Origin of the sequence: Sphingomonas natans (assembly GCF_030546695.1) — a bacterium.
Lineage (GTDB): Bacteria > Pseudomonadota > Alphaproteobacteria > Sphingomonadales > Sphingomonadaceae > Sphingomonas_I > Sphingomonas_I natans.
Window position 1 is genome coordinate 94,159 of the sequence record NZ_JAUOTP010000011.1, and the last position, 22,914, is coordinate 117,072.

Consider the following 22,914-nt stretch of genomic DNA (forward strand, 5'->3'; position numbering starts at 1 on the left):
GGCAGCATGTGGCCGCGATGCGCCCTTACCGCAACGCCGCCGCCGCCAGGAGCCGCGCCATGACCGACGAAACCACGCACCTGCCCGGCCGCCGCCCGCCGAACGTCACGCCGCCCGCGCACCTTTCGAAGAGCCCGCCCGTGCCCGAGCCGCGCGCGTCCGACGAGGCACCCGATCCCGATCGCCTGCTCGCGCCGACGCGCTATGGCGACTGGGAGCGCAACGGCATCGCCATCGATTTCTGACCGGGCGCCCGGCGCTTAGGGCCGGAACGGAAGCAGTCGATCGCGCGTCTTGGATCGATGCGGCCCGCTTTCCTGTCCCGTCGTGGTCCCCGCATCGCGCTCGCCGGTGTCGCGGTTTTGCTCGTGCTCTTGCTGGTCGCGGCGTTGCTGCTCCTCAGCTTCGGCTGGACCTGGCTGCGCCACCCGATCGAACAGCGCCTGAGCGCGCGGCTCGGCCGCCAGGTCACGATCGCCTCGATCCGGCGCCTCGATCACGGCTTGCTGGATGCGACGCTCGCGATCGACGGCATCCGCGTCGCCCAGCCCGGCTGGGTCGGCGGCGGCGATTTCGCGAGCGTGCGCCGCGCCACCGTCATCCTGCCGATCCTGCCCGTCCTGCGCGGCGCGATCCGCGCGCAGTCGGTGGAGCTGGAGGGGCTGCGCGTCCACCTGATCCGCCGCGACTCCGACCATGCCAACTGGAAGGACATTCCCGGCGGCAAAGGCGGCAAAGGCGGCAAGGGGCCGGGCCCGGCGCATGTCGTGATCCGCGACGGCCAGCTCCGCTTCGACGATTACAAACGCGACCATTTCTTCACGGCCGGCATCTCCGCCGACGATCGCGCCTTCCGCCTCGCCGGCACCGGCACGCTGATCGGCAAGCCGACGACCCTCGCGCTCACCGCTCCCGGCCTAGCGGGCCGCAAACCCTGGCCGTTCCGCCTCGATTATCGCTCGCCGATCGCCAATGCCACGCTCGTCGGGCAGGCCGACACGCCGCTCAGCCTCGGCCATTTCTCGGCGCAGACCACCGCCTGGGGCGACGATCTCAAGCATCTCGATCTCATCGTCGAGGCGGGCCTCCCCGGCACCGCGCCCGCGCGGATCGTCGCCGACGTTCGCCACGATGCGCGGATCTGGACCTTGCGCTCCTTCGCCCTCACGCTCGGCCGCTCGCAGGCGACGGGCGCGCTCGCGATCACGCTCGGCGATCGCACGAAACTGACCGGCAAGGTCGTCGCCAGCGCGCTCGATTTCGACGATCTCGCCAATGCCGAGGGGCGCGCCAAGGCCGCCGCCAAGCGCGCCGCCGCCCCCGACCGCCGCATCCCCGAGACGCGGATCGCGCTCGATCATCTGCTCAGGACCGACGGCGATCTCGATATCGAGGTCCATCGCCTGCTGTTCCGCGCGCCCAGCGCCGCGCGCTCGGTCCGCGGCCATATGGCGCTCGATCATGGCGTGCTCACGCTCTCCCCGTTCGTCACGACGCTCGAGAGCGGCACGCTCAGCGGGCTGATCCGGATCACGCAGGTCGAGCGCGCGACGCGGCTGCATCTCGATCTGCGTCTCGCCGGCAGCCGCATCGAATCGCTCGCGACCGATCCGACCGCTTTCTCGGGCGCGCTCGCCGGGCGCTTCCTGCTCGACGGCACGGGCGCGACAATCCGCCGCGCGATCGGCACTGCCAGCGGTCGCGTCGCGATCGTCGGCCATGACGGCACGCTCGGCCGCAAGACGGCCTTGCTGCTCGGCCAGGATATCGGCCGCGGGCTGCGCGCGCAGGCGGGCGAGGTCGCGCGGCTGCGCTGCGGGATCGGCAGCTTCATCGTCCAAGGCGGCCAGGCACGTCCTGCGCCCGTCATCATCGACACCAGCGTCGCCCGCGCCGAGGCGACCGGCCTGCTTGATCTGACGGACGAGCGGATGGATCTCGCCGTCACCGGCGCGCCCAAACAGCCAAGCGCGCTGCGCCTCTCCGGCCCGATCCGCGTGACAGGCGCGCTCTTCACCCCCACCGTCAGCGCCCCCGCCGCAACCTCGACCAAGGGCATCTTCAGGTCGATCCGCCAGGCGCTCTCAGGCAAGCCCCTGCCGCTCGCCGCCGACGCCGATTGCGCGGGACTTGCGGCCCGCGCACTCCGCTAAGCGCGCCGCCCTCACCAACCCCGTTGGGTTCGAGCGCAGTCGAGAAGCATCCCATCTGGCGCGCCTTCTCGACTACGATCTCGGCTGCGCTCGATCTCCGCTCGAAGCGAGCGGAGGGGGGTGAGCTAGCCCTGCCGCGCCGCCGTCGCGCGGATCAGCGCGATCATGTTCGGGATCCCCTGCGTCCGGTTCGAGCTGAGCTGCGTCTTCAGATCGAACGGCGCCAGCGCCCCCTCGATATCGGTCGCCTCGATCGCCACCGCCGCGCGGTCCTGCACCGTCTGCAGCACCAGCGCGATGATCCCCTTCGTGATCGCCGCATTCGAATCGGCGAGGAAGTGCAGCCGCCCGTCGGGCAATCTGGTCGGATAGACCCATACCGAGGCCGAACAGCCGCGCACCAAGGTGGCGTCGGTCTTGAGCGCCTCGGGCATCGGCTCCAGCGTCCGCCCGAGATCGATCAGCAGGCGATAGCGATCGTCGGGCTCGAGGAACTCATATTCGGCGAGGATATCGTCCAGCGGTTCGGCCATGGCGGCCCGCTAGCAGGCGCTTGCCCTCCCCGGAAGCCTGCGCCAGACTCATCGGCGCGTCATCAGGAGCATCTTTTGCCCGAACCCCAGGTCGTCGAAGTCGCCGCAGCGCCGGGCAAGCGGATGGTCACCCTGCCCGCGCGCCCCGAGCCGATCCGCGTCGCCGCGGACGAGACCGCGATCGTCGTCATCGACATGCAGAATGCCTATGCGAGCCTCGGCGGATACGTCGATCTCGCCGGCTTCGACATAGCCGGCGCCGCCGCGACGATCGAGAAGATCGCCGCCGTGCTGGAGACAGGCCGCGCGGCGGGCGTGCAGATCGTCTATCTCCAGAATGGCTGGGACGCCGATTATGTCGAGGCGGGCACCGCCGGCCAGTCGCCCAATTTCCACAAGTCGAACGCGCTCAAGACGATGCGCGCGCGCCCTGAGCTCCATGGCAAATTGCTCGCGCGTGGCGGCTGGGATTACGAGCTCGTCGAAGCCCTCAAGCCCCAGCCCGGCGACATCCGCCTCCCCAAGACGCGCTATTCGGCCTTCTTCAACTCGCAGCTCGATAGCGTGCTGCGCGCGCGCGGCATCCGCACGATCGTCTTCGTCGGCATCGCCACCAATGTCTGCGTCGAGAGCACGCTCCGCGACGGCTTCCACCTCGAATATTTCGGCGTGATGCTGGAGGATGCGACGCACCATCTGGGTCCGCCCGCGATGCAGGAGGCGAGCGTCTACAATGTCGAGCGCTTCTTCGGCTGGGTCAGCACGACCGCGGATTTCTGCGGCAGCTTCGGCCAGATGGAGACGTGACATCCCTCCTCGCCGTTCGTGCTGAGCGAAGTCGAAGCACGTGAAACCGGCGGTGTCGCCAGCAGCCCGTCCTTCGACTTCGCTCAGGACGAACGGATTATCTGAATGAGGACAACCATGCCCTTCGAAGCGATCAACCCGCCCCAATTCCCAACTCCCATCGCCCCCTTCTCGGCCGCCGCGAAGGCGGGCAAAACGCTCTACACGTCGGGGATCCTCGCGCTCGGCGAAGGCGGCGTGGTCCTCCATGTCGGCGATGCCGCCGCGCAGACGCGCCACATTCTCGAAGCGATCAAGATCACCGTCGAGGCGGCCGGCGGCACGATGGCCGACATCGCGATGAACCACATCTTCCTGAAGGACTTCGCCGATTATGCGGCGGTCAACGCGGTCTATGCCGACTATTTCCCCGGCCAGAAGCCCGCGCGCTACTGCGTCCAGACGCCGCTGGTGAAGCCCGACTGCCTCGTCGAGATCGCCAGCGTGGCGCATCTTAGCTGATGCCCGACGCGAACGGCCTCCATTACGAATTTCACGGTCCCGAAGGCGCGCCGGTCGTCATCCTCTCCTCCGGCCTCGGCGGCTCCGCCAGTTACTGGGCGCCTAACCTGCCCGCGCTGACCGCCGACTATCGCGTGCTCGCTTACGATCACCGCGGCACCGGCCGCAGCGAGCGCGCTCTGCCTTATGCGCAGGAGCCCGACGTCGGCATGACCGACGATCTGCTCACGCTGATGGACGCGCTCGCCCTCCCCTCGGCGCACATCATCGGCCATGCCGCGGGCGCGATGATCGGCCTGTCGCTCGCCGCGCGCGCGCCGGAGCGCGTCCGCTCGGTCGTCGCGATCAACGGCTGGGCGACCGCCGACCCGCACTTCCTGCGCTGCTTCGCCGCGCGCATGGCGATCCTCCGCGGCGCCGGCCCGGAGGCCTTCCTGCGCGCGCAGCCGATCTTCCTCTATCCCGCCAACTGGATCTCCGCGCACAGCGACGATCTGGAGCGCGAACTGCCCCACCAGCTCGCCGCCTTCCCCGGCGCCGACGTCGTCGAGCGCCGCATCGCCGCGCTCGCCGCCTTCGATCTCTCGCGCATCGCCGGCAGCATCGCCGCGCCTGTGCTGGTGCTCGTCTCGGAAGACGACATGCTCGTCCCTTCGGACGCCGGCCGCCGCTTGGCCGCGCTTCTGCCCAACGCGAAGCTCGCCTCGCTCGCCTGGGGCGGCCACGCGGTCAACATCACCGATCCGGAGGGCTTCGCAGGCGCGATTCTTCCGTTCCTCGCCCGCCAAACCTTGGAGTCCTGAGCATGCAGGTCGGCGTCTTCGTTCCCATCAATAACAATGGCTGGCTGATCTCGAAGACCGCCCCGCAATATCAGCCGAGCTTCGATCTCAACAAGGAGATCGCGCTCCGCGCCGAGAAGCACGGCCTCGATTTCCTGCTCTCGATGATCAAGCTGCGCGGCTTCGGCGGCGCGACCGAATTCTGGGATTATGGCCTCGAAAGCTTCACGCTGATGGCCGGCCTCGCTGCGGTCACGAGTAAGATCAAGATCTACGCGACCTGCCCGACTTTGCTCCTGCCCCCCGCCTTCGCCGCGCGCATGTGCAACACGATCGATTCGATCAGCCACGGCCGCTTCGGATTGAACCTCATCACGGGCTGGCAGCCGCCCGAATACACCCAGATGGGCCTGTGGCCCGGCGACGCGCATTTCCGCAACCGCTACAAGATGCTCGACGAATATGCCGGTATCCTGCGCGAGCTCTGGGAAACCGGCACGTCCGATTTCAAGGGCGATTATTACCAAATGGACGATTGCCGCGTGTGGCCGAAGCCGCAGGGCGACATGAAGATCATCTGCGCGGGCTCGTCGGACGAGGGCCTCGCTTTCTCGGCCAAGTGGGCCGATTACGCTTTCTGCCTGGGCAAGGGCGTCAACACGCCGACCGCCTTCGCCTCGAACAATGCGCGCCTCGCCGCCGCGACCGAGAAGACCGGCCGCGCCGTCTCGATCTTCGTGCTGATCATGATCATCGCCGACGAGACGGACGCAGCGGCGATGGCCAAGTGGCAGAATTATAACGACGGCGTCGATCTGGAGGCGATCGCCTGGCTCGCCGATCAGGGCGCCAAGGACACGGTCAACGCCGACACCAATGTCCGCCAGCTCGCCGCGCCCGAAGGCGCGGTCAACATCAACATGGGCACGCTCGTCGGCTCCTACGAAAATGTCGCGCGGATGCTGGACGAGATGGCGGCGGTGCCGAACACCGGCGGCGTACTGCTGACCTTCGACGATTTCATCGCGGGCGTGGAGAATTTCGGCACGCGCATCCAGCCGCTGATGAAAAGCCGCGCTGGAACAATGCGATAATTAAGCGCACGGTATCCCGGCGAAGAGAACTTTGATTCATGTTATGATCAGCGTCCTTCGCGGGGGAGAGGCCGGTTGAAGATCCGATTCATGCGGTCCTCCGCTTCGGCCGGCACGACGCCCGGCTCGGTCGCCTTCCTATTTTTGGGCGAATTGTTCCTCATCCCGCATCTGCTGCCGATCGCGATCGCGCTTGCCGCCACCCCTCACGCGCCGCGAATCACCTTGTTCGTGATCACCAGCGCGCATGAGGAGATCATCGCCGCCGCGCTGGCGGCCGCAGGCCTCTCGCTGCCGATCCGCCGCGCGCGCGGCTTTCGCCGCCTGCCCGCCGGATCGCGCGAGACGCCGCATCTGCCGCACAAGCTCGGCATCCTCGCGCGCAACGCCTTCGCCATTCTCGCTCACGACATCGCGGTCTGCGCCGAGCGGACGAGTCTGTGGCTGCCGCGCATCGCCCAATGCTTCGGCGCGGACTTCGTCTATAACGAGCATGGCGCCGGGCCCCACGCCAATTTCTCGGCGCCGCGCAACCGCGCCGCCGCGCGCATCCTGATGCCGGGCGACGGCATGGCGGATCGCGTCCGCGAAAGCGGCCATCGCGACGCGCCGATCGTGACCGTCGGCTATATCAAGCGCGATTATATGCGCACCGTCGCCGCGATCCGCCCCTGCCCGCCTTTCGCCGAACGCCGCCCGACCGTGATCTACGTGCCCCACTGGAAGCGGTGCAAATCCAGCTGGTGGGCGATGGGCGAACAGATACTCGATCATTTTGCCGCCTCGGACCGCTACAATCTGATCCTCGCGCCGCACATCCGCCTGCCCGAATTCGATCCGGACTTCGAAGCGCGCGTCGCTCCGTATCGCGACCGGCCGAACATCCATATCGACGCGACGTCGTTCCGGCTCGTCGACCAGACCTATATCGATGCCGCCGACATCTATCTCGGTTGCGGCTCCAGCCAGGCGCTGGAATTCGCCGAGCATCCCCGTCCCATCATCTTCCTCAATCCCGATTGCGTCGATTGGGCGGCCGATCCGCGCTTCAGCCACTGGACGATGGGTGATGTCGCCGACGACATTCCCGAGCTTGCCGCCGCGCTCGATCGCGCCGATGCGGTGCACCCCGCTTATGCGCCCGTGCAGACGGCCTACGTCGCGCGGATGATGGGTATCGACAACGGCTCTGCCGCCGCACGCGCCGCGGGTGTCGTGCTGGATGCCTTGGCCTGTCACCGCGCGCGTCGCTGGCGCGCGGTGCAGCCCCTGCCGCCCGCGGAAGGCGCTGAAACCGCACATGAAAGAGCGCCTCGAGCCGCTGCATGAACCTCGCCTGCAGGGCCCATTCCACCCCGATTAACCCTGAATGGCGCAAACCGCTCTCCGTACCCGGCCTCCCGGGTCACAGATGGAGAGTAAGATGCGTATCATGATCAACGCGACCCTCGCCGCCGCTGCGCTCGCTGCGGCCTCGCTCGGCGCGGTCCAGCCGGCTCAGGCGCGCGACCATACGGGCGTGGCTGTCGCCGCAGGCATTATCGGCCTTGGCGTCGGTGCGGCGCTCGCGTCCGATCGTGGCGGCTACGGATCGGGCTATGACGGCGGTTACGCCCCGGCTTATGGCGGCGGCTATGCCGATGTCGGCTATTACGGCCAGCCTTATTATGGCGGCGGCGCTTATTACGCGCCGGTCTATTCCTACGGTTATGGCCGCGCCTACGGCTATGGCTACGACCGCGGCTATCGCGGCGGGCCGCGCGGTGGCTATGGCTACAATCGTGGCCGCGGTGGCGATTATGGCCGCCGCGATCATGGCCGGGGCGGTGGCCGCGGTGGCCGCGACGGCGGTCATGACGGGCGCGGTCGCCGCTGACAAGCAGCGCCCCTCAGCCTGCGTTCAGGCGGATCCGGCGCATGAGCTGGATCGTCCGGGGAAAGGGCCAGCCCTTCCACCCCGGGCGATCAAGCACTAAGAGAGCGCGCGCCCATGGGTCGGGCGCTCTCCCCGGGGATATGGATTGGCGCTGACACCGCAGAATAATGAGGCCTTTTTCCGCGAGGTGGACGAGGAAGTCCGCCGCGATCGTGCGGTGGCTTTCTTCACCCGCTACGGAAAGGTCATCGCCGCGCTCGTCGCGCTCGCGCTCGTCGCGCTCGCCGGCTGGCTGTGGTGGAAGAGCCATCTCGCGCAGCAGGCAGGACAGGATAGCGAAAAGCTCGCCCCTGCGCTCGCCAACCTTGAAGCCGGCAATTCGCCGACCGCGCCCGATGCCGCAGCGCTCGCACAGGTCGGCGATTCGCCGCGCGACGGCTATCGCGCGCTCGCCGGGCTCGCGCTCGCCGATACCGCCGCGATGAAGGGCGACACGAAGGGCGCCGCCGCGCGCTATGCCGGGATCGCCGCAGACCAGGGCATCGCCCAGCCGGTGCGCGACGTCGCTCTGCTGCGGTCGATCGCGATCCGCTTCGATACGATGCCGTCTGCCGAGGTGATCGCGACGCTCAAGCCGCTGGTCGTGCCCGGCCAGGCCTTCTTCGCCAGCGCCGCCGAATATACCGCGCTCGCCGAGCTGAAGCTCGGCCACAACCAGACGGCGGCCAAGTTGCTCGCGACGATCGCGCGCGACCAGACCGCGCCCGCCACACTGCGCGGCCGCGCCGCGGGACTTGCGACCACGCTCGGCGAGACGATCGAGCCTGCGGATACGGTTTCGAAGGGATGAGGATGAGGAACGTTTCGCGCGCGCTCGTAGCGGTCGCGCTGGTCGCCGGCCTGGGCGGCTGCGGCATCTTCAAGGGCGGCAACAAGCCCAAGACCGCGGTCCTCGGCGAGCGCATTCCCGTGCTCGCCACGCAGAACGATGCCGAGGTCGATCCCTCGCTGTCCGATACCCCGGTAACCCTGCCCGCGCCCGCCGCGAACGAAGCCTGGGCGCAGCCCGGCGGCAATCCCGCCCATTCGATGGGCCATCTCGCTCTCGGCCTCGCGCCCGCCCGCGTTTGGACCGCGCGCATCCCCAAGAGCACGCCCCAGCAGCGCTACGGCGCCGCGCCGGTCGTCGCCGGCGGCCGGCTCTACGTGATGGACGCCGACAGCGTCGTCCACGCCTTCAGCCTCGAAAATGGCGCGCAAGTGTGGAAGCAGGGTTTCGCCGAGGGAAAGAAGGACAAGGGCGCGCTCTTCGGCGGCGGCGTCACCTTCGACGACGGCAAGCTCTTCGCGGTCAATGGCCTCGGCGATGCGGTCGCGATGGATGCCGCGACCGGCAAGCAATTGTGGAAGGTCCGGCCGGGTGGACCGCTCCGCGGCGCGCCGACCGTGGGCCTCGGCAACGTCTATGTCGTGACGCAGGACAATCAGGTGTTCGCGCTGAAGGTCGAGGACGGCAAAACCGCCTGGACCGACAGTGCCACGCTTGAAGCAGCGGGCGTGTTCGGCGTCGCCGCGCCTGCATTGGGCCGCGGCACGATCGTGGCCGGCTTCTCGTCGGGCGAACTCTCGGCGCTGCGCTACGAAAATGGCCGCGTCGTCTGGCAGGACCAGCTCGCGCGCACCTCGATCACGACCTCGGTCGCGACGATCTCGGACATCGACGCCTCGCCCGTCATCGACAATGATCGCGTCTATGCGATCGGCCAGGGCGGCCGCATGGTCGCGATGGATCTCGCCGCGGGCCAGCGCCTGTGGGAGCTCAACGTCGGCGGCGGCGATACGCCGTGGGTCGTCGGCGACTGGCTGTTCGTGCTGACCGACGAATCCAAGCTGCTCTGCGTCAACCGCGCCACCGGCAAGGTCCGCTGGCTCACCCAGCTCGAGCGCTTCCGCAACAAGAAGAAGAAGGACAATCCGATTCAGTGGTCGGGCCCGATCCTCGCCGGCGGACGGCTGTTCGTCGTCAGCGATCGCGGCGAGATCGTCGGCGTCCAGGCGGTCGACGGCGTGATCCGCGACACGATCAAGGGCAGCGGCCCGTTCCAGCTCGCTCCGATCGCGGTCAACAACATGCTGATCACGCTGGACGGCAAGGGTACGATCACCGCTTATCGCTAAGGCCATCTCGGGCGCGCGCATTGCGTTCGTGCTGAGCGCAGTCGAAACACGGGCAACGGGCGCTGCGCTCTGCGGCACGTCCTTCGACTTCGCTCAGGACAAGCGGGTCGGGGCTTGCGGCGCATTAATCCCTTTTCGCCTGAGCCCTAACCGCCTACAACTCGCGACATCCCCGGGGGGCCGCGTGATCGGCGGCTGAGAGGCGAGGCGAAACCTCGCGACCCGTCGAACCTGATCCGGTTAGCGCCGGCGGAGGGAGGGGCGGCCGCAAGGGCGTGATCTCTGTCCGTATTTTACGGAAGGACGCGTCTCATGGCCGATATCCCCGCCCGCACCGAACTCGCCGTCACGACGGGCCCGATCCGCGGCAGCCGCAAGATTCATGTCGAAGGCCCCGGCGGCATCCGCGTCGCGATGCGCGAGATCGTGCTCGAGGCATCCGCCAACGAGCCGCCCCTGCGCGTCTACGACTGCTCAGGCCCCTATACCGACCCCAAGGCGCGCATCGACATCATGGCCGGCCTGCCCGAGCTGCGCCGCGACTGGATCCGCGGCCGCGGCGATGTCGCCGAGGTCGCGCAGCGCGAAGTCCGCCCCGAGGATAATGGCCTGAAGGGCCCCGATCGCTCGGCCGGCGTCGATCCCTTCCCGCACGTCCGCAAACAGGTCCTGCGTGCCAAGCCCGGCGCCAACGTCTCGCAGATGCACTATGCCCGCCGCGGCATCATCACCCCCGAAATGCATTATGTCGCGATCCGCGAAAATGCCGGCCGCGCCGAGCTCCACGAGAAGCTGGTCCGCGACGGCGAGGATTTCGGCGCGTCGATCCCCGATTACGTCACCGCCGAATTCGTCCGCGACGAGGTCGCCCGCGGCCGCGCTATCATCCCCTCGAACATCAACCACCCCGAGAGCGAGCCGATGGCGATCGGGCGCAACTTCCTCGTCAAGATCAACGCCAATATCGGTAACAGCGCCGTCGCGTCGGACGTCGCCGCCGAGGTCGACAAGATGGTCTGGTCGATCCGCTGGGGTGCGGACACGGTGATGGACCTCTCGACGGGGCGCAACATCCACGACACGCGCGAATGGATATTGCGCAACTCGCCCGTGCCGATCGGCACCGTGCCGATCTACCAGGCGCTGGAGAAGGTCGGCGGCGTCGCCGAGGACCTGACCTGGGAGGTGTTCCGCGACACGCTCATCGAGCAGGCCGAGCAGGGCGTCGACTATTTCACGATCCACGCCGGCGTCCGCCTGCCCTATATCCCGATGACCGCGAAGCGCGTCACCGGCATCGTCAGCCGCGGCGGATCGATCATGGCCAAATGGTGCCTCGCGCACCACAAGGAGAGCTTCCTCTACGAGCGCTTCGACGAGATCACCGAGATCATGAAGGCCTATGACGTCGCCTATTCCTTGGGCGACGGCCTGCGGCCCGGCTCGATCGCCGACGCCAATGACGAAGCCCAGTTCAGCGAACTCGCGACCCTGGGCGAGCTCACCAAGCGCGCCTGGGCGCAGGACGTGCAGGTCATGATCGAGGGCCCCGGCCACGTGCCGATGCACAAGATCAAGGTGAATATGGAGAAGCAGCTGGAGGCGTGCGGCGAGGCCCCTTTCTATACGCTCGGGCCGCTCACCACCGATATCGCGCCGGGTTACGACCACATCACCAGCGGCATCGGCGCGGCGATGATCGGCTGGTTCGGCTGCGCGATGCTCTGCTACGTGACGCCCAAGGAGCATCTGGGCCTGCCCGATCGCGACGACGTGAAGGTCGGCGTCGTCACCTACAAGCTCGCCGCGCACGCCGCCGATCTCGCCAAGGGGCACCCGGCCGCGAAGCTCCGCGACGATGCCTTGTCGCGCGCGCGCTTCGATTTCCGCTGGCGCGACCAGTTCCACCTGAGCCTCGATCCCGACACGGCCGAACTCTATCACGACCAGACGCTCCCGGCGGAAGGCGCCAAGACCGCGCACTTCTGCTCGATGTGCGGCCCCAAATTCTGCTCGATGAAGATCTCGGCCGAGGTCCGCGAATTCGCGACGAAGCAGAACGCCGCAGCCGACACCTTCCTCGCCGCCAATCCCCAGCTGGCCGAGGACGAGGCCGAAGCCGGCATGGCCGAGATGAGCAAGGTCTTCCGCGAGACGGGGAGCGAGCTTTACATGGGCGCTGGCGATCGGGAGCATGATTGAGGGAGGAACTTGCCTGCCGAGACAAAGCCCAGTCGCCAAACCAGCCAGACAGCATCCAGCTATGCTTATAGGGTACGGCGCGCTTAACGCTGTCACTTGCTTATAAATTCAAATTATTGATAAAGGGCATAACATAATTGGGGGGGGTGCGTGTGGCACGACGATCAAAGGATCTTGCTTCAGTAAGCTTTCATTTTCTGCAGCGCGAGACCGAAGATCGAAATGGCTCGATCATTCCGTACACTACTGATGAATTTGATTTTCTCTGCAGCGGAATCGAAAATCAGCCATGGCCGGATTTTGATGACGAGGCACAAAAAGAGCGTCTTCGAATTGGTACATTAGTGCCTTTGAGAAACTTCGAGCGTGTGAATTCGCGCATAGCTAGCGGAACGTTCCAGACCTCGTATTCCGGTCATGCGTATCACAATACCGAGAAGGGAAAGATTTCAGCCCAGAGTCTCAATCAACGAGAGTTTCTCTATGTTCTATATCTTTCCGACGATGGGAAGATTTTCGTTGGGGCTCAGTACCTGGGAAACTACGGTGGCTACGAGACACTCAAGTGGGGCTTAACACGTCATCTGCATTCGCGTGCGGGACTTCGATCGTATTCCTTTCGACGTGATATCCACGAGGCTCATACAATACGCCCAAAAGAAATCCGAATTAATATTATGGCTAGCGGACGTTTAGACCAAGACAACGTTCTAACCAAGAAGAGGGTCGTGGTTCTACAACGTTCCGGCGGGAAAGATGAAGCATTTGAAGAGGCTGCCAGGGAGGTATTCCTTCCTTTCGTATCATCTGACGACCCCGGCAAGATAGCCGCACTTGGCCAAATGCTGAGCGCCAACCATCTGATGTCGGCTGATGACGAGGACGTTCAAAACTGCGTCTTGATCGCTGATGTGGATGGCCGTGAGAAGCGCTTTCACGTTATCGGCGATAGTCAGTTCGCAACGAAGCTCCATCTTTCCGTCCCATACAATATCGACGGCCACCCTGAGTATTCCGTCACTGCCCAAGCCATGGTTTCTATGCTTCATAGTCAGATCATTGATGCGGTTGCATGATCCCCGTTAATTTCTCGTCTTGGTCCGAAAATCGTGCCACTTTCGGCGGCGGCGGAAAAGCGTGGAGTGACCGCGCCGTTTTTCTATACTATTTTTCGGGCGTGGCGATCTGCTGCGCTCTGGGCGTCATATCTGGGCGACCTAGCGAAGACTTATTGAGCGGTCTTTTATCTGCCGTATCGATCATCGCCGGTTTTTCGTTCAGCGCTCTTATGTTTTTTGTGGATCATGAGTTCAGCGTCGTAAAAGAGATAGACTCTCTTGAGCAGGCTTCCAAACAGAAACGTATCGATAAGCTGGCTGACAGCGTATTTCGAATGCTGTACTATTTTACCATTGTCGCTCTTGCATTGATATCAAGCTGCGTTGTGGCACTTTTAATGCCGGCTCTATCGAGCAGCGCCCCTTTGAGTGTGGCCCGTTATTTTTGGGCACCTGAATTTTTCGGGCGATCACTTCTGTACTTTTTGATGCTTGAAACTGCGACCACGTTTTTACGAATCCTGAGGCGTTTGCGATATCTTTTTGGCAAGGTGCGCGAGCTTCAACGCTAGCCCGACTTGTTCCTAATGCGCATTCGCACGCGCTTGAGGCGCGATCTTATTACCAGTCAGCTCTCTATATGCTGAGCGTAACCGACGGGTCAGTCTGACTCGACGCGCTCACTAGCATCAAACCCAGCGATGCTATCGAGCAGCCGCTTCGCATTGGCCGGCGACGCCATGAGATACAGCGTCTCCTCCACACTTGCCCATTGGCTGGCGGAGATCAGCACGACGTTCCCGCCGCGCTTGCGCGTGACGAGGATCGGCGCGCGATCGGCGACGACCTTGTCGATAAGCGCCTCCAGGTTCTCCCGCGCCTCGGAATAGCTGACCGTCCGCATTGCCGAAAATGCCGACGATCTCGCCAACGTCAATGCGATCGGTCACTGCCGGCGTCGTCCGGCTCGTCCTTGCCGTTCGCATCCCCGTCCGCATCCGGATCGCGCACATCCCCCACGCGCCGCCGCAGCGTCTTGAGATAGGCGAACGGATCGGTTTCGCCCGTGGTCAGGCCTTCGTCGATCACGGTCAGCAGGCGCGTGAACTTCTCGCGATTCTCCTGATCGCGGCGCACCAGATCGGCGACATAGTCGCTCGTCGTGGTGTAGCGCCCCTCGGCCACGCGCTGCTCTGCCCAGCTCTTGAGCGCTTCGGGGATGGAGATCGTCATCCGCGGCATGGCCTGTTTATGCCGTTTCTTGCGCCGCCTGCCAATCTCCGGTCGATCCGTTACGACGGCATCGCCTCGAACTGGGGCACGTCCAGCGGCGTCGCCCAGGGCAGGCGGCGCTTCACGAACATCTCCAATTTGGGCCGAACCCACGCCATATCGTCGAGGCTGCCGAGCTGGACGAAGACGAGCCCCGGAAAGCTGCCGAGGTTGCTCGTATAGAGCCGGGCACCGCAGGTCGGGCAGAAATTGCGATCGAGTTTCTGGCCGGAATCCGCGATATATCCGAAGGCCTGCGGGCTCCCGCTCAGCAGCGCGAAATCCGCCTCCGGCACGCCGAACCAGGTCGCCGCCTCGCCGCCGCTCGCTTTCTTGCAATCGAGGCAGTGGCAGACCGCGATGAAATCGGGATCGCTGTCGAATGCGAACGTGATCGCGCCGCACGCGCAGCGGGCCGTGTGCTTCTTCGCCATGTCTCGCTCCCCGATCAGAACAAGCGCGGGCGCGGCGCGCGGTGGGCCGCTCCCGAAGCGGGTTCATAGCCGATTCGCCCCGCGCGCTGAAGCCACCGCCTGTGCTAGGCTCGGCGCTCGAGGAGCCGCTTCATGCCACCCGAAACGCCCCACCCGCTCGCCGCCCCGCAGACCGCGCGCGCCACGATACGCTGGGGCAATGTCACGATGGAGGCCGAGGCGCACGCCACCCCGCTCGGCTTCCTCGCGGTCGGCGGGCTCGTCGCCGCGATCCTGCTCGCCATCCCGCCGATCGTCCGTGCCAAACGCCGACCGAAGGCCTTGCCGCCACCGCAGGACTGATCCGGCGGCGGATCGGCGGATCCGCGCGGAAGTTGACAAAGTTGACACTACGTCACCCCCCACCCCCGGTCCCCGGCGGCGGTTCGCCCAGCGATGCGATCAGCTTTTCGACAAGCGCGTGCTCCTCTTCGTCGAAGCCGGCCCCGTCCCGCGGCGGCTCCGCCACGCGCCGTGCGCGGCGGAGCGCCTCGATCCGCCGACGCCGTTCGACCGTGCCGTGAAGGGGGGCGTCGGAGCCGATAAGCGCGTCTTCATCCCGGCGCGCGCGCTCTTCGGACAGCGGGACGGTCTCGAACGGCGCGACATCGGGATCGTCGGGCAGATCCGGGACCTTGTGCGCCTCGTCGGCCGTGCGATCGCGCGCCTTTGAAAGGCGGATCGCGGCGGCTTCGACATGGCCCGAATAGACCATCTGATCGAGCGTGGCGGCATAACGCAGCGGATCGCGATAGCGGAGCAGGAAGAGCGCAAGGCGGGTATCGTAGCGGCGATGCTCGCCGACGACCGCGCCCCCGAAATAATGGGGCACGGGCGTGCCGTTGAGCGCGCGGGACAGGCATTCGTCGGACAGGCGGCGGATCGCATAATCCAGCGCCGCATCCCAGGCGATGCGGAAGGCCTGCGCATCGATGCGCGCGCGCCGCGCATATGCCGACTGGCGCGATACGCCGACCGACGCGCAGGCTTCGTGGATGCAGCCGCTTTGCGCGAGCGCATCGATGAAGGCGGTCTGGCGATGGGGCGTCCAGCCATCGTGGCGGGCGCGGGTGGGGACGGGCGCGAAGGCGGAGGCCCTGGGCGACGACGGGGGCGCGGCAACCCGCCGGCGGGGGGATCTGGCTCTGCTCATCCGTCCTATATAACCTATCTGGTATGCTGTAGGACAACGAAAAGTGAATATCGGTTCGACCGATGCGGGGTCTCTGTCCGTTCGACGCAGGCGCATCGAAGCCTGCCTGAGCGCATGTCCTGCAGGCATTCGACGGCACCGGCCTTGGTGCGCAGACGGAACAGGCCTTCGACGGCTCAGGACGAACGGGCTGAGGGCGTCGCACCTGTTTCTACCGCCGTCGGCATCGGCACATGGCCTGCCGGCAGGCCTAGCCGACCGTCTCCGGCAGCGCCCAGTCGATCGGCGCCTGCCCGTGCGCGACGAGAAACGCATTGGCCTGCGAGAAAGGGCGGCAGCCGAGGAAGCCGTTATGCGCGGAGAGCGGCGAGGGGTGCGCGGCCTTCAGCACGAGGTGTCGCCCGCCTGCGCTTTCCACGAACGCCGCCTTCTTCTGCGCATAGGCACCCCATAGCAGGAACACGACCGGCTGAGGCTGCGCGGCGACGGCGCGGATCACCGCATCGGTGAAGCGCTCCCAGCCCTTGTCCTTGTGCGAGGCGGCCCGCCCCATCTCCACGGTCAGCACGCTGTTGAGCAGCAGCACGCCCTGCTTCGCCCAATGTTCGAGAAAGCCGTGCGCGGGCCGCGCGACGCCGAGATCGGAGTGCAATTCCTTGTAGATATTGGCCAGGCTCGGCGGCGGGCGGACGCCGGGCAGGACCGAGAAGCTCAGGCCATGCGCCTGCCCCTCGCCATGATAGGGATCCTGGCCGAGGATGACGACGCGGACCCGATCGAGCGGGGTCAGCTCCAGCGCGCGGAACCGGGCGCCTTCGGCGGGAAAGATGCGCTTGCCCGCCGCCTGCTCGGCCGCGAGGAAGGCGCGCAACGCCGCGATCTGCGGCGCGGCCAGCGCGTCGCCCAGCGCCGCGCGCCAGCTTTCGGGCAGCTTCGTCTCCGCCATCGTCTATCGTCTCCTTGGGCCGGCGATGCGAAACCGTGCGCCGCCCGTCAATCGCGCCGTCCCGGAGATCGCCATGCCCCGCCTCGCTCATATCGCTTTGATCGTCCGCGACTATGACGAGGCGCTGGCTTTCTATGTCGGCAAGCTCGGCTTCGGCCTCGTGGAGGACTCGCCTCAGCCCGAACCGGGCAAGCGCTGGGTCACGATCCGCCCGCCCGGCGCGCCGGAGCAGGCGACGACGATCCTGCTCGCGCGCGCCGCCACGCCCGGACAGGCGCGCGCGATCGGCGACCAGTCGGGCGGCCGCGTCTTCCTGTTCCTCGCCACCGACGATTTCGCGCGCGACCACGCCGCCTTTACCGCCGCCGGTGTCGATTGGGTCCGCCCGCCGCGCGTCGAGCCTTATGGGACGGTCGCGGTCTTCGCCGATCTCTACGGCAATTTGTGGGATCTCGTGCAGTTCGCCTGAGCGCGTAGAGCCGGCTCGATTCGAGGTGCAGTGGTCCGAAAGACGCCTTGATCCGAAAGAACATATCAGGTACATGCATCCCGAAGCGGGGAAGATGCCGATGCGGGGGTGGGTCATCCTGATGGCATGGTTGATCATACGCACCTCCAGCGGGCAGTTGCCCGATCGCACGGAGGAAGATCGTTTTCTGCCTCCGGATTACCCGCGTCTGCGCGCAGGAAGCTGGCTCCTGCCCCGATCGGGGGCGCCTTGAGCCGGGCGCGCCGCGGCGACAGCGCCTTCTCCCGGATCGCATGTGCGCATCGACAGCAACCCACCCCTCAATCCCCTCCGCGGAAGGGACTGTTGCAAAAGTTCAAAGCCCAATTCCGTTTGCCCTGAGCTTGTCGAAGGGCCGTACTTTTTATCGAGGCTTTTCCAAAGAAGGGCGGTGCTTCGACAAGCTCAGCACGAACGGTTTTTGGGGTTTGCCCGACTTTTGCAACGCCGCCTTCTAGGAATGGGGAGAAGGCTCAGCGCTTCTTCACGAACTCGGCGCGCAGGACGAGGCCCTTGATGCCCTCATATCTGCAGTCGATCTCCTGCGCGTCGCCGGTCAGCCGGATCGACTTGATGAGCGTGCCGCGCTTCAGCGTCTGACCAGCGCCCTTGACGGTCAGGTCCTTGATGAGCGTCACCTGATCGCCGACAGCGAGCACGTTGCCGACCGCGTCGCGCACCACGGCCGCGTCGTCGTCCGCCTCGGCGCGCGCCGCGCCAGCGCTGATCCATTCGCCGCTCGCCTCGTCATAGACGAAGGCGTCCTCGTCGACCTCGCTCACTTCAGCGTGGTGATCGAGACGGGCTTGTCCTTGGTCGAAGGATTGGAGGCATTCTGCTTGGGCGCCTTGGCCGCCTTCGGCTTGCGCGTTTCCTTGTTCGATTTCGCCTGGCCCTTGGCCATGATAAGTTCCCATGGGGCGGAAGGCCCTGCGCCACCCTACGCCGCGAACGGCATCGGCCGCACATCAAATCGTACGCGGCAGCGCCTTCTCCCAGATCGCATCGTCGAACGGGACGTCGCCCACGAGGAAGGCCTGGCGCGATCCGGTGTCGGCGAAACCCTCGCGCGCATAGAAACGCTGCGCGCGGTGATTGACCGTATAGACGCACAGCAGCAGCCGGTCCGCGCCCCGCGCCGCCGCTTCGGCCTCCACCGCACGGAGCAGTTTCACGCCCCAGCCGCCCTGCTGCCAGCCGTGCAGCACATAGATGCGCTTGAGCTCGAGATCGCCGGGGCGGGTCGGGTGGTTGACGTCGGGCGGAGTCATCACCGCATAGCCGACCGGCGCGCCGAGTTCGGTCTCGACGATCCAGATCGCGCAGTCCGGATCGGCGATCGTCGCCGCATACCATTCGGGCGAGTGGGTGCGCTGGACATGCTCGACGATCGCGTCGCCCGGATGATCGAAGGCGAAAGACGTGAGGAAGGTCGCGCCGCCGAGCAGCGAGAGCCGCGCGGCATCGTCCGCCGTCGCGCGCCGCATCGTCTCGGTCATAAGGCGTCGGGCCCCAATTCGGGATCGAGATCGCGCGGCCGTACGAAGCGCGCGAGCCCGCCCGTCGCCGGCGCCAGATCCGCCCAATCTTCGATATCCAGATCGATCTCGGCGAGCGATCCGGTCGGATATTTCTCCTCGACCGCACCCCGTTTGCCATCGGACGCGGGCACGAGCGTCAGCACCAGATCCTCGAGCCCCGGATTATGCCCGATCAGCAGTAGGCTCCCGGTCTCGGCGGGCTGACCGCGGATCAGATCGATCAGTTCGGACGCGGAGGCGAGATAGATGCGGCGGTCCCAGATCGGCGCGAGCCCGCGCCCATATCCGGCGGAGACTTCCTCCACCGTCTCGGCCACGCGCACCGCGGGCGAGGCGACGACCGCATCGAACCGGCTCGCGGTGTCGCGCAGATGGCGCCCGATCGCGCGCGCCGCACGCCGGCCCTTCGCATTGAGCCGGCGATCGATATCGCGCGCCACCAGTCCGTCGTCACCTGATTTGGCGTGCCGAAGCAGCGTCAGCTTCTTCATGCCTCTCCGCTGCCTTTGCCTCTTCGGGGCCCTGATGCCCGAAAGATGCGTCGGACGAAAGACGCGATGCGACGTGGCGCACCGCCTCGTCGAGCGGCAGCCGCCGGATCGGCACGCCGGGCGGAAAGGCGCTGAGCAGGCGCGACGGCATCGCCGCGGACAGCAGCACGAAGCAGCCACGATCGCCCGCGCGCCGGATCAGCCGTCCGAAGCCCTGCGCCAGCCGCGCGCGGACAATCCGGTCGTCATGCGCGCTGCCGCCATTGGCCGCGCGGCGTGCACCGTGCAGCACGGTCGGCCGCGGCCAGGGCACCCCCTCCAGCACGACCAGCCGCAGCGAATCCCCGGGAACGTCGACCCCGTCGCGCAGCGCATCGGTGCCGAGCAGAGACGCGTGCGGCTCATCGCGGAACATGTCGACGAGCGTGCCGGTGTCGATCGGATCGACATGCTGCGCGTAGAGCGGCAGGCCTTCGCGGGCGAGCCGGTCGGCGATGCGCGCATGGACCGCCTTCAGCCGCCCGATCGCGGTGAAGAGCCCGAGCGCGCCGCCGCCCGACGCCTCGATCAGCCGCGCATAGGCGCCGGCCAGAGCAGGCATGTCGCCTTTCCGGACGTCGGTGACGATCAGCACTTCAGACTGGTTGGCATAATCGAACGGGCTTTCGACCGCGAAATTGGTCTGCGGCGCATCGAGGTGGAGCGCGCCGCTGCGCGCCTCGGCGACCGACCAGTCGCCGCCGCCGGTGAGCGTCGCCGAAGTGACGAGCAGGCCATGCGCGGGCTTGAGCACCGCCTCGGCGAGCGGCCGCGTCGGATCGAGCCAGTGGCGGTGCAGCCCTACGTCGAACTCGCGCCCCTCGACGCGATCGACCGCGAGCCAATCGACATAATCGGGATCGGTGGTCCCGCCGAGCCGCGCGAGCATCGCCACCCACGCCGCCAGCGTCTGGCCGCGCCGGAGCAGCCCGCCCAGCGCGCCCTCGATCCGCGCGCGCGCCTGCCCGTCGAGCCAGTCGGGCGCATCCTCCATCACCGCGATCAGCCGCTGGCGCAGCCGCGCGAGCGGGCGCATCAGCGCCTCCAGCGCCTCGACCGCGGGCGCGGCCGCCTCGATCAACGGCGCGTCGAGCTCGGCGGCGTGCGTCTCCAGCCCGAAGCCCGCATCGCCGGCGCTGGCGCGCGCGAGCACGGTCGCGCGCACCCGGGCGAGCAATGTCTCGATCGGGCCGAGCGGCAGCTCCTCGGCCAGCCGCCCGAGCCAGCTGTCGGCGGGCAATTCGTGCGCGGCGGCGACCGCCTGCTCGATCGCGCGCGCGCCCTCGTCGTCATAGGAAGCGAGGTCCGCCAGCCGCGCCGCGAGCCCGCGCCGCCGTCCGCGCGAGCGGCTCTCGGGTCCGACGATCCAGCGGCGCAGTTCGATCGCCTCCTGCCCCGTCAGCGCGGCGGCGAAGGTGCTGTCGGCGGCGTCGAACAGGTGATGGCCTTCGTCGAACACGATTCTGGCGAGCGGCTGCCCGCCCTCCGCCTGCCGCGCGGCGAGCAGCATCACCAAGGCGTGATTGGCGATGACGAGGTCGGCGCCTTCGGAGGCGCGCGCGGCGCGCTCGATGAAGCATTTCCGGTAATGCGGGCAGCCGGCATAGACGCATTCGCCGCGCCGATCGGTCAAGGCGGTCGCGCCCGCGCGGCGGAACAGGCTCGGCAGCCAGCCGGGCAGATCGCCGCCGACCATGTCGCCGTCCGCGCTATAGGCCGCCCAGCGCGCGACGAGCTGCGCGAGGATCGCCGCGCGCCCGGCGAACCCGCCCTGCAGCGCATCCTCCAGATTGAGCAGGCAGAGATAATTCTCGCGCCCCTTGCGGACGACGATCTTCTGGCGCCGCTCCGCCTCGTTCGAGAACAGCCGCGCGCCCTCGGCGGCCAATTGGCGCTGGAGCGCCTTGGTGTAGGTCGAGACCCACACCGCGCCGCCCGCCTGCTCCGCCCAGAGCGAGGCGGGTGCGAGATAGCCGAGCGTCTTGCCGATGCCCGTGCCCGCCTCGGCGAGAACAAGCCGCGGCCGCCCTGCCTCCAGCCGCGGATCGAAGGCGCGCGCCGCCGCCGCCGCATAAGCGCGCTGGCCCTCGCGCGGCTCGGCGCCCTCGCCGACGAGATCGGCGAGCCGGTCCTGCGTCGCGCCGTCGGGCAGGCGGAGTGGGCGCGCCTCGGGCCGCGCGCCGGCTTCCTCCCATTGGGGAAGCTTCGAGAAGAGCCAGCGCTCGCCCCGCTCGGGCTTGACGATGCGGGGACCGACCAGCGCCGCCCACGGCCAGCGCAACCGGCCGAGCGCCTGGCACGCGGTCCATGCGCCTTCGCGCTCCGGCCAATCGGACGCGCCGAGCCGGGCGAGCAGGGCCGCCGCGGCGCGCTGGTAGAAAGCGGCCGCGCCGCTGTCGTCGGCGGGCGGATCGAGCCCGAGCGCGCGCGCCAGTCCCGGCGGGGTCGGCACCGCGAAGCGCGCGGGGTGGACGAAGGCGAACAGCTCCAGCAGATCGAGCCCGGACATTTCGGGGAGGCCCAGCCGCGCGGCGACGAGCGGCGCGTTGAGCAGGATGGTCGGCGTGCCGGCGCAGAGCGACAGCGCCTCGCCGCGGCCGACCGCGCGCACCCGGCCGTCGCCCTCGGCGAGCCAGATGCCGCCATGCGTCGCGTGCAGCGCGGGCAGGCCGATCGCCGCCGCCTCGGTCAGATCGCTCACCAGCTTTCGATCGCCCCGACGAAGCGCGCGACCTGCGGCAGGCGATCGAAATGGATATGACCGTCGATATCGGCGGCGGGATCGCCCGCGACCAGCTCGACCGCGGCATTGCCGCGCCCGCGCCGATCGACCGAACCCAGCACCCCGCGCAGCATCCGCCGCCGCCCGATCTCGATCAGCGGCTGCTTCTCCCACGGCACGGTCCACAGCATCCGACGATCGGTTACGGTGATGCTGATGAAGGGCGCTTGCACCACCGCGCTGATGAAGCCGCGATTGCGCCGGATCAGCATCGCCGCGACCGTCACCACCGCGCCGGCCAGCACGATCGAACAGAGGATCGCGCGGACGAAAGCGTGCATCGACGCCGGATAAGGCCACCAGATCGCCCAGACGAGGAAGCCCAGCGAGAGCAGCTGCGGCATCATGAAGACGAGGATCGTCCCAGAGCCCGACGGCAGCGCGCCGAAGCCGGCGCGCGCGACATAGAGGATACGCTCCGGCCGTTGCTCGGCGCGCCGCAGCGCGGGCAGGCGGATCGGCGCATCCTGTTCGTGCATAAGGCTTTTTCCACGGGAAGCGGCGGGAGTCGCGCTCCCGTCGAGC

Annotated in this window: 27 protein-coding genes and 1 riboswitch; of the genes, 15 read left to right on the forward strand and 12 right to left on the reverse strand. The window is 67.2% G+C overall.

Annotation, left to right across the window (positions count from 1 at the left end; all coding sequences use genetic code 11):
• The first annotated feature begins 59 nt into the window (after positions 1-59).
• Together Q4F19_RS19625 and Q4F19_RS19630 are read left to right on the forward strand one after the other, a co-directional pair.
• Complete coding sequence (locus Q4F19_RS19625; protein WP_303546279.1) at positions 60-245, forward strand: DUF1674 domain-containing protein; 186 nt, start codon at positions 60-62, stop codon at positions 243-245.
• 57 nt (positions 246-302) lie between these two features.
• The gene (locus tag Q4F19_RS19630) at positions 303-2,153 is read left to right on the forward strand and encodes an AsmA family protein (RefSeq protein ID WP_303546281.1); all 1,851 of its coding nucleotides are present in this window, start codon (positions 303-305) and stop codon (positions 2,151-2,153) included.
• A 125-nt stretch (positions 2,154-2,278) separates the two neighbouring features.
• Here the strand turns inward: Q4F19_RS19630 and Q4F19_RS19635 are convergent, their stop codons facing one another.
• On the reverse strand, positions 2,279-2,686 hold the full coding sequence (locus Q4F19_RS19635; protein ID WP_303546283.1) for a SufE family protein: 408 nt from the start codon (positions 2,684-2,686) through the stop codon (positions 2,279-2,281).
• 123 nt (positions 2,687-2,809) lie between these two features.
• Between Q4F19_RS19635 and rutB the strand changes: the two genes are divergently transcribed.
• From rutB to Q4F19_RS19690, 11 genes are all read left to right on the forward strand, one after another.
• Positions 2,810-3,493, forward strand: a complete 684-nt coding sequence (gene rutB / locus Q4F19_RS19640) for a pyrimidine utilization protein B (RefSeq protein WP_303546460.1) — start codon at positions 2,810-2,812, stop codon at positions 3,491-3,493.
• 117 nt (positions 3,494-3,610) lie between these two features.
• Positions 3,611-3,994: a pyrimidine utilization protein C gene (gene rutC, locus Q4F19_RS19645; protein ID WP_303546285.1), complete on the forward strand. Its 384-nt coding sequence runs from the start codon at positions 3,611-3,613 to the stop codon at positions 3,992-3,994.
• Entirely contained in the window at positions 3,994-4,797 is an 804-nt protein-coding gene (gene rutD / locus Q4F19_RS19650; RefSeq protein WP_303546286.1) for a pyrimidine utilization protein D, read from the forward strand. Before rutC ends, rutD begins: the two co-directional genes overlap by 1 nt.
• 2 nt (positions 4,798-4,799) lie before the next feature.
• Positions 4,800-5,870: a pyrimidine utilization protein A gene (gene rutA / locus Q4F19_RS19655; RefSeq protein WP_303546288.1), complete on the forward strand. Its 1,071-nt coding sequence runs from the start codon at positions 4,800-4,802 to the stop codon at positions 5,868-5,870.
• A 90-nt stretch (positions 5,871-5,960) separates the two neighbouring features.
• Entirely contained in the window at positions 5,961-7,199 is a 1,239-nt protein-coding gene (locus Q4F19_RS19660) for a hypothetical protein (protein ID WP_303546289.1), read from the forward strand.
• 94 nt (positions 7,200-7,293) lie between these two features.
• Positions 7,294-7,746 carry a hypothetical protein gene (locus tag Q4F19_RS19665; RefSeq protein WP_303546291.1) on the forward strand — a complete coding sequence of 151 codons (453 nt, stop codon included), beginning with the start codon at positions 7,294-7,296 and terminating at the stop codon, positions 7,744-7,746.
• Positions 7,747-7,891: 145 nt separating this feature from the next.
• On the forward strand, positions 7,892-8,596 hold the full coding sequence (locus Q4F19_RS19670) for a tetratricopeptide repeat protein (RefSeq protein WP_303546293.1): 705 nt from the start codon (positions 7,892-7,894) through the stop codon (positions 8,594-8,596).
• A 2-nt stretch (positions 8,597-8,598) separates the two neighbouring features.
• Positions 8,599-9,924 carry a PQQ-like beta-propeller repeat protein gene (locus Q4F19_RS19675; RefSeq protein WP_303546294.1) on the forward strand — a complete coding sequence of 442 codons (1,326 nt, stop codon included), beginning with the start codon at positions 8,599-8,601 and terminating at the stop codon, positions 9,922-9,924.
• 169 nt (positions 9,925-10,093) lie between these two features.
• A riboswitch (TPP riboswitch) is annotated at positions 10,094-10,186 on the forward strand.
• A gap of 50 nt (positions 10,187-10,236) precedes the next feature.
• The gene (thiC, locus tag Q4F19_RS19680; protein ID WP_303546295.1) at positions 10,237-12,126 is read left to right on the forward strand and encodes a phosphomethylpyrimidine synthase ThiC; all 1,890 of its coding nucleotides are present in this window, start codon (positions 10,237-10,239) and stop codon (positions 12,124-12,126) included.
• 146 nt (positions 12,127-12,272) lie between these two features.
• The gene (locus Q4F19_RS19685; RefSeq protein ID WP_303546296.1) at positions 12,273-13,202 is read left to right on the forward strand and encodes a hypothetical protein; all 930 of its coding nucleotides are present in this window, start codon (positions 12,273-12,275) and stop codon (positions 13,200-13,202) included.
• Entirely contained in the window at positions 13,199-13,756 is a 558-nt protein-coding gene (locus tag Q4F19_RS19690; RefSeq protein ID WP_303546297.1) for a hypothetical protein, read from the forward strand. The genes Q4F19_RS19685 and Q4F19_RS19690 overlap by 4 nt, the downstream gene beginning before the upstream one ends.
• An 89-nt stretch (positions 13,757-13,845) precedes the next feature.
• Here Q4F19_RS19690 and Q4F19_RS19695 read toward each other — a convergent pair whose 3' ends face one another.
• From Q4F19_RS19695 to Q4F19_RS19705, 3 genes are read right to left on the reverse strand one after another with little or no spacing between them, the layout of a single operon-like run.
• A complete protein-coding gene (locus tag Q4F19_RS19695) occupies positions 13,846-14,088 on the reverse strand; it encodes a type II toxin-antitoxin system prevent-host-death family antitoxin (protein ID WP_303546298.1) in 243 nt (80 codons plus the stop codon).
• Between the two features lie 29 nt (positions 14,089-14,117).
• The gene (locus tag Q4F19_RS19700) at positions 14,118-14,417 is read right to left on the reverse strand and encodes a type II toxin-antitoxin system ParD family antitoxin (protein ID WP_303546299.1); all 300 of its coding nucleotides are present in this window, start codon (positions 14,415-14,417) and stop codon (positions 14,118-14,120) included.
• Positions 14,418-14,476: 59 nt separating this feature from the next.
• Positions 14,477-14,890: a GFA family protein gene (locus tag Q4F19_RS19705; RefSeq protein WP_303546300.1), complete on the reverse strand. Its 414-nt coding sequence runs from the start codon at positions 14,888-14,890 to the stop codon at positions 14,477-14,479.
• A gap of 132 nt (positions 14,891-15,022) precedes the next feature.
• On the opposite strand from Q4F19_RS19705, the gene Q4F19_RS19710 reads away from it, so the two are divergent.
• Positions 15,023-15,232 carry a hypothetical protein gene (locus Q4F19_RS19710; protein ID WP_303546301.1) on the forward strand — a complete coding sequence of 70 codons (210 nt, stop codon included), beginning with the start codon at positions 15,023-15,025 and terminating at the stop codon, positions 15,230-15,232.
• A gap of 52 nt (positions 15,233-15,284) precedes the next feature.
• Here Q4F19_RS19710 and Q4F19_RS19715 read toward each other — a convergent pair whose 3' ends face one another.
• Together Q4F19_RS19715 and ung are read right to left on the reverse strand one after the other, a co-directional pair.
• Positions 15,285-16,082 (reverse strand): hypothetical protein, encoded by a 798-nt coding sequence (locus tag Q4F19_RS19715; protein ID WP_303546302.1) that lies wholly within the window; start codon positions 16,080-16,082, stop codon positions 15,285-15,287.
• A gap of 250 nt (positions 16,083-16,332) precedes the next feature.
• Positions 16,333-17,028: a uracil-DNA glycosylase gene (gene ung / locus Q4F19_RS19720; RefSeq protein WP_303546303.1), complete on the reverse strand. Its 696-nt coding sequence runs from the start codon at positions 17,026-17,028 to the stop codon at positions 16,333-16,335.
• A 73-nt stretch (positions 17,029-17,101) separates the two neighbouring features.
• Between ung and Q4F19_RS19725 the strand changes: the two genes are divergently transcribed.
• The gene (locus Q4F19_RS19725) at positions 17,102-17,497 is read left to right on the forward strand and encodes a VOC family protein (RefSeq protein ID WP_303546304.1); all 396 of its coding nucleotides are present in this window, start codon (positions 17,102-17,104) and stop codon (positions 17,495-17,497) included.
• A gap of 512 nt (positions 17,498-18,009) precedes the next feature.
• Here the strand turns inward: Q4F19_RS19725 and Q4F19_RS19730 are convergent.
• The 6 genes from Q4F19_RS19730 to Q4F19_RS19755 form a co-directional block, all read right to left on the reverse strand.
• On the reverse strand, positions 18,010-18,318 hold the full coding sequence (locus tag Q4F19_RS19730) for an alkylphosphonate utilization protein (protein WP_303546305.1): 309 nt from the start codon (positions 18,316-18,318) through the stop codon (positions 18,010-18,012).
• The gene (locus Q4F19_RS19735) at positions 18,315-18,440 is read right to left on the reverse strand and encodes a hypothetical protein (RefSeq protein WP_303546306.1); all 126 of its coding nucleotides are present in this window, start codon (positions 18,438-18,440) and stop codon (positions 18,315-18,317) included. The genes Q4F19_RS19730 and Q4F19_RS19735 overlap by 4 nt, the downstream gene beginning before the upstream one ends.
• 64 nt (positions 18,441-18,504) lie before the next feature.
• Positions 18,505-19,035, reverse strand: a complete 531-nt coding sequence (locus tag Q4F19_RS19740) for a GNAT family N-acetyltransferase (RefSeq protein WP_303546307.1) — start codon at positions 19,033-19,035, stop codon at positions 18,505-18,507.
• Entirely contained in the window at positions 19,032-19,568 is a 537-nt protein-coding gene (locus Q4F19_RS19745) for a SixA phosphatase family protein (protein ID WP_303546308.1), read from the reverse strand. The genes Q4F19_RS19740 and Q4F19_RS19745 overlap by 4 nt, the downstream gene beginning before the upstream one ends.
• Entirely contained in the window at positions 19,528-22,308 is a 2,781-nt protein-coding gene (locus tag Q4F19_RS19750) for an ATP-dependent DNA helicase (protein WP_431312436.1), read from the reverse strand. The genes Q4F19_RS19745 and Q4F19_RS19750 overlap by 41 nt, the downstream gene beginning before the upstream one ends.
• On the reverse strand, positions 22,305-22,868 hold the full coding sequence (locus Q4F19_RS19755; protein WP_303546309.1) for a hypothetical protein: 564 nt from the start codon (positions 22,866-22,868) through the stop codon (positions 22,305-22,307). The genes Q4F19_RS19750 and Q4F19_RS19755 overlap by 4 nt, the downstream gene beginning before the upstream one ends.
• Positions 22,869-22,914 lie beyond the last annotated feature (46 nt).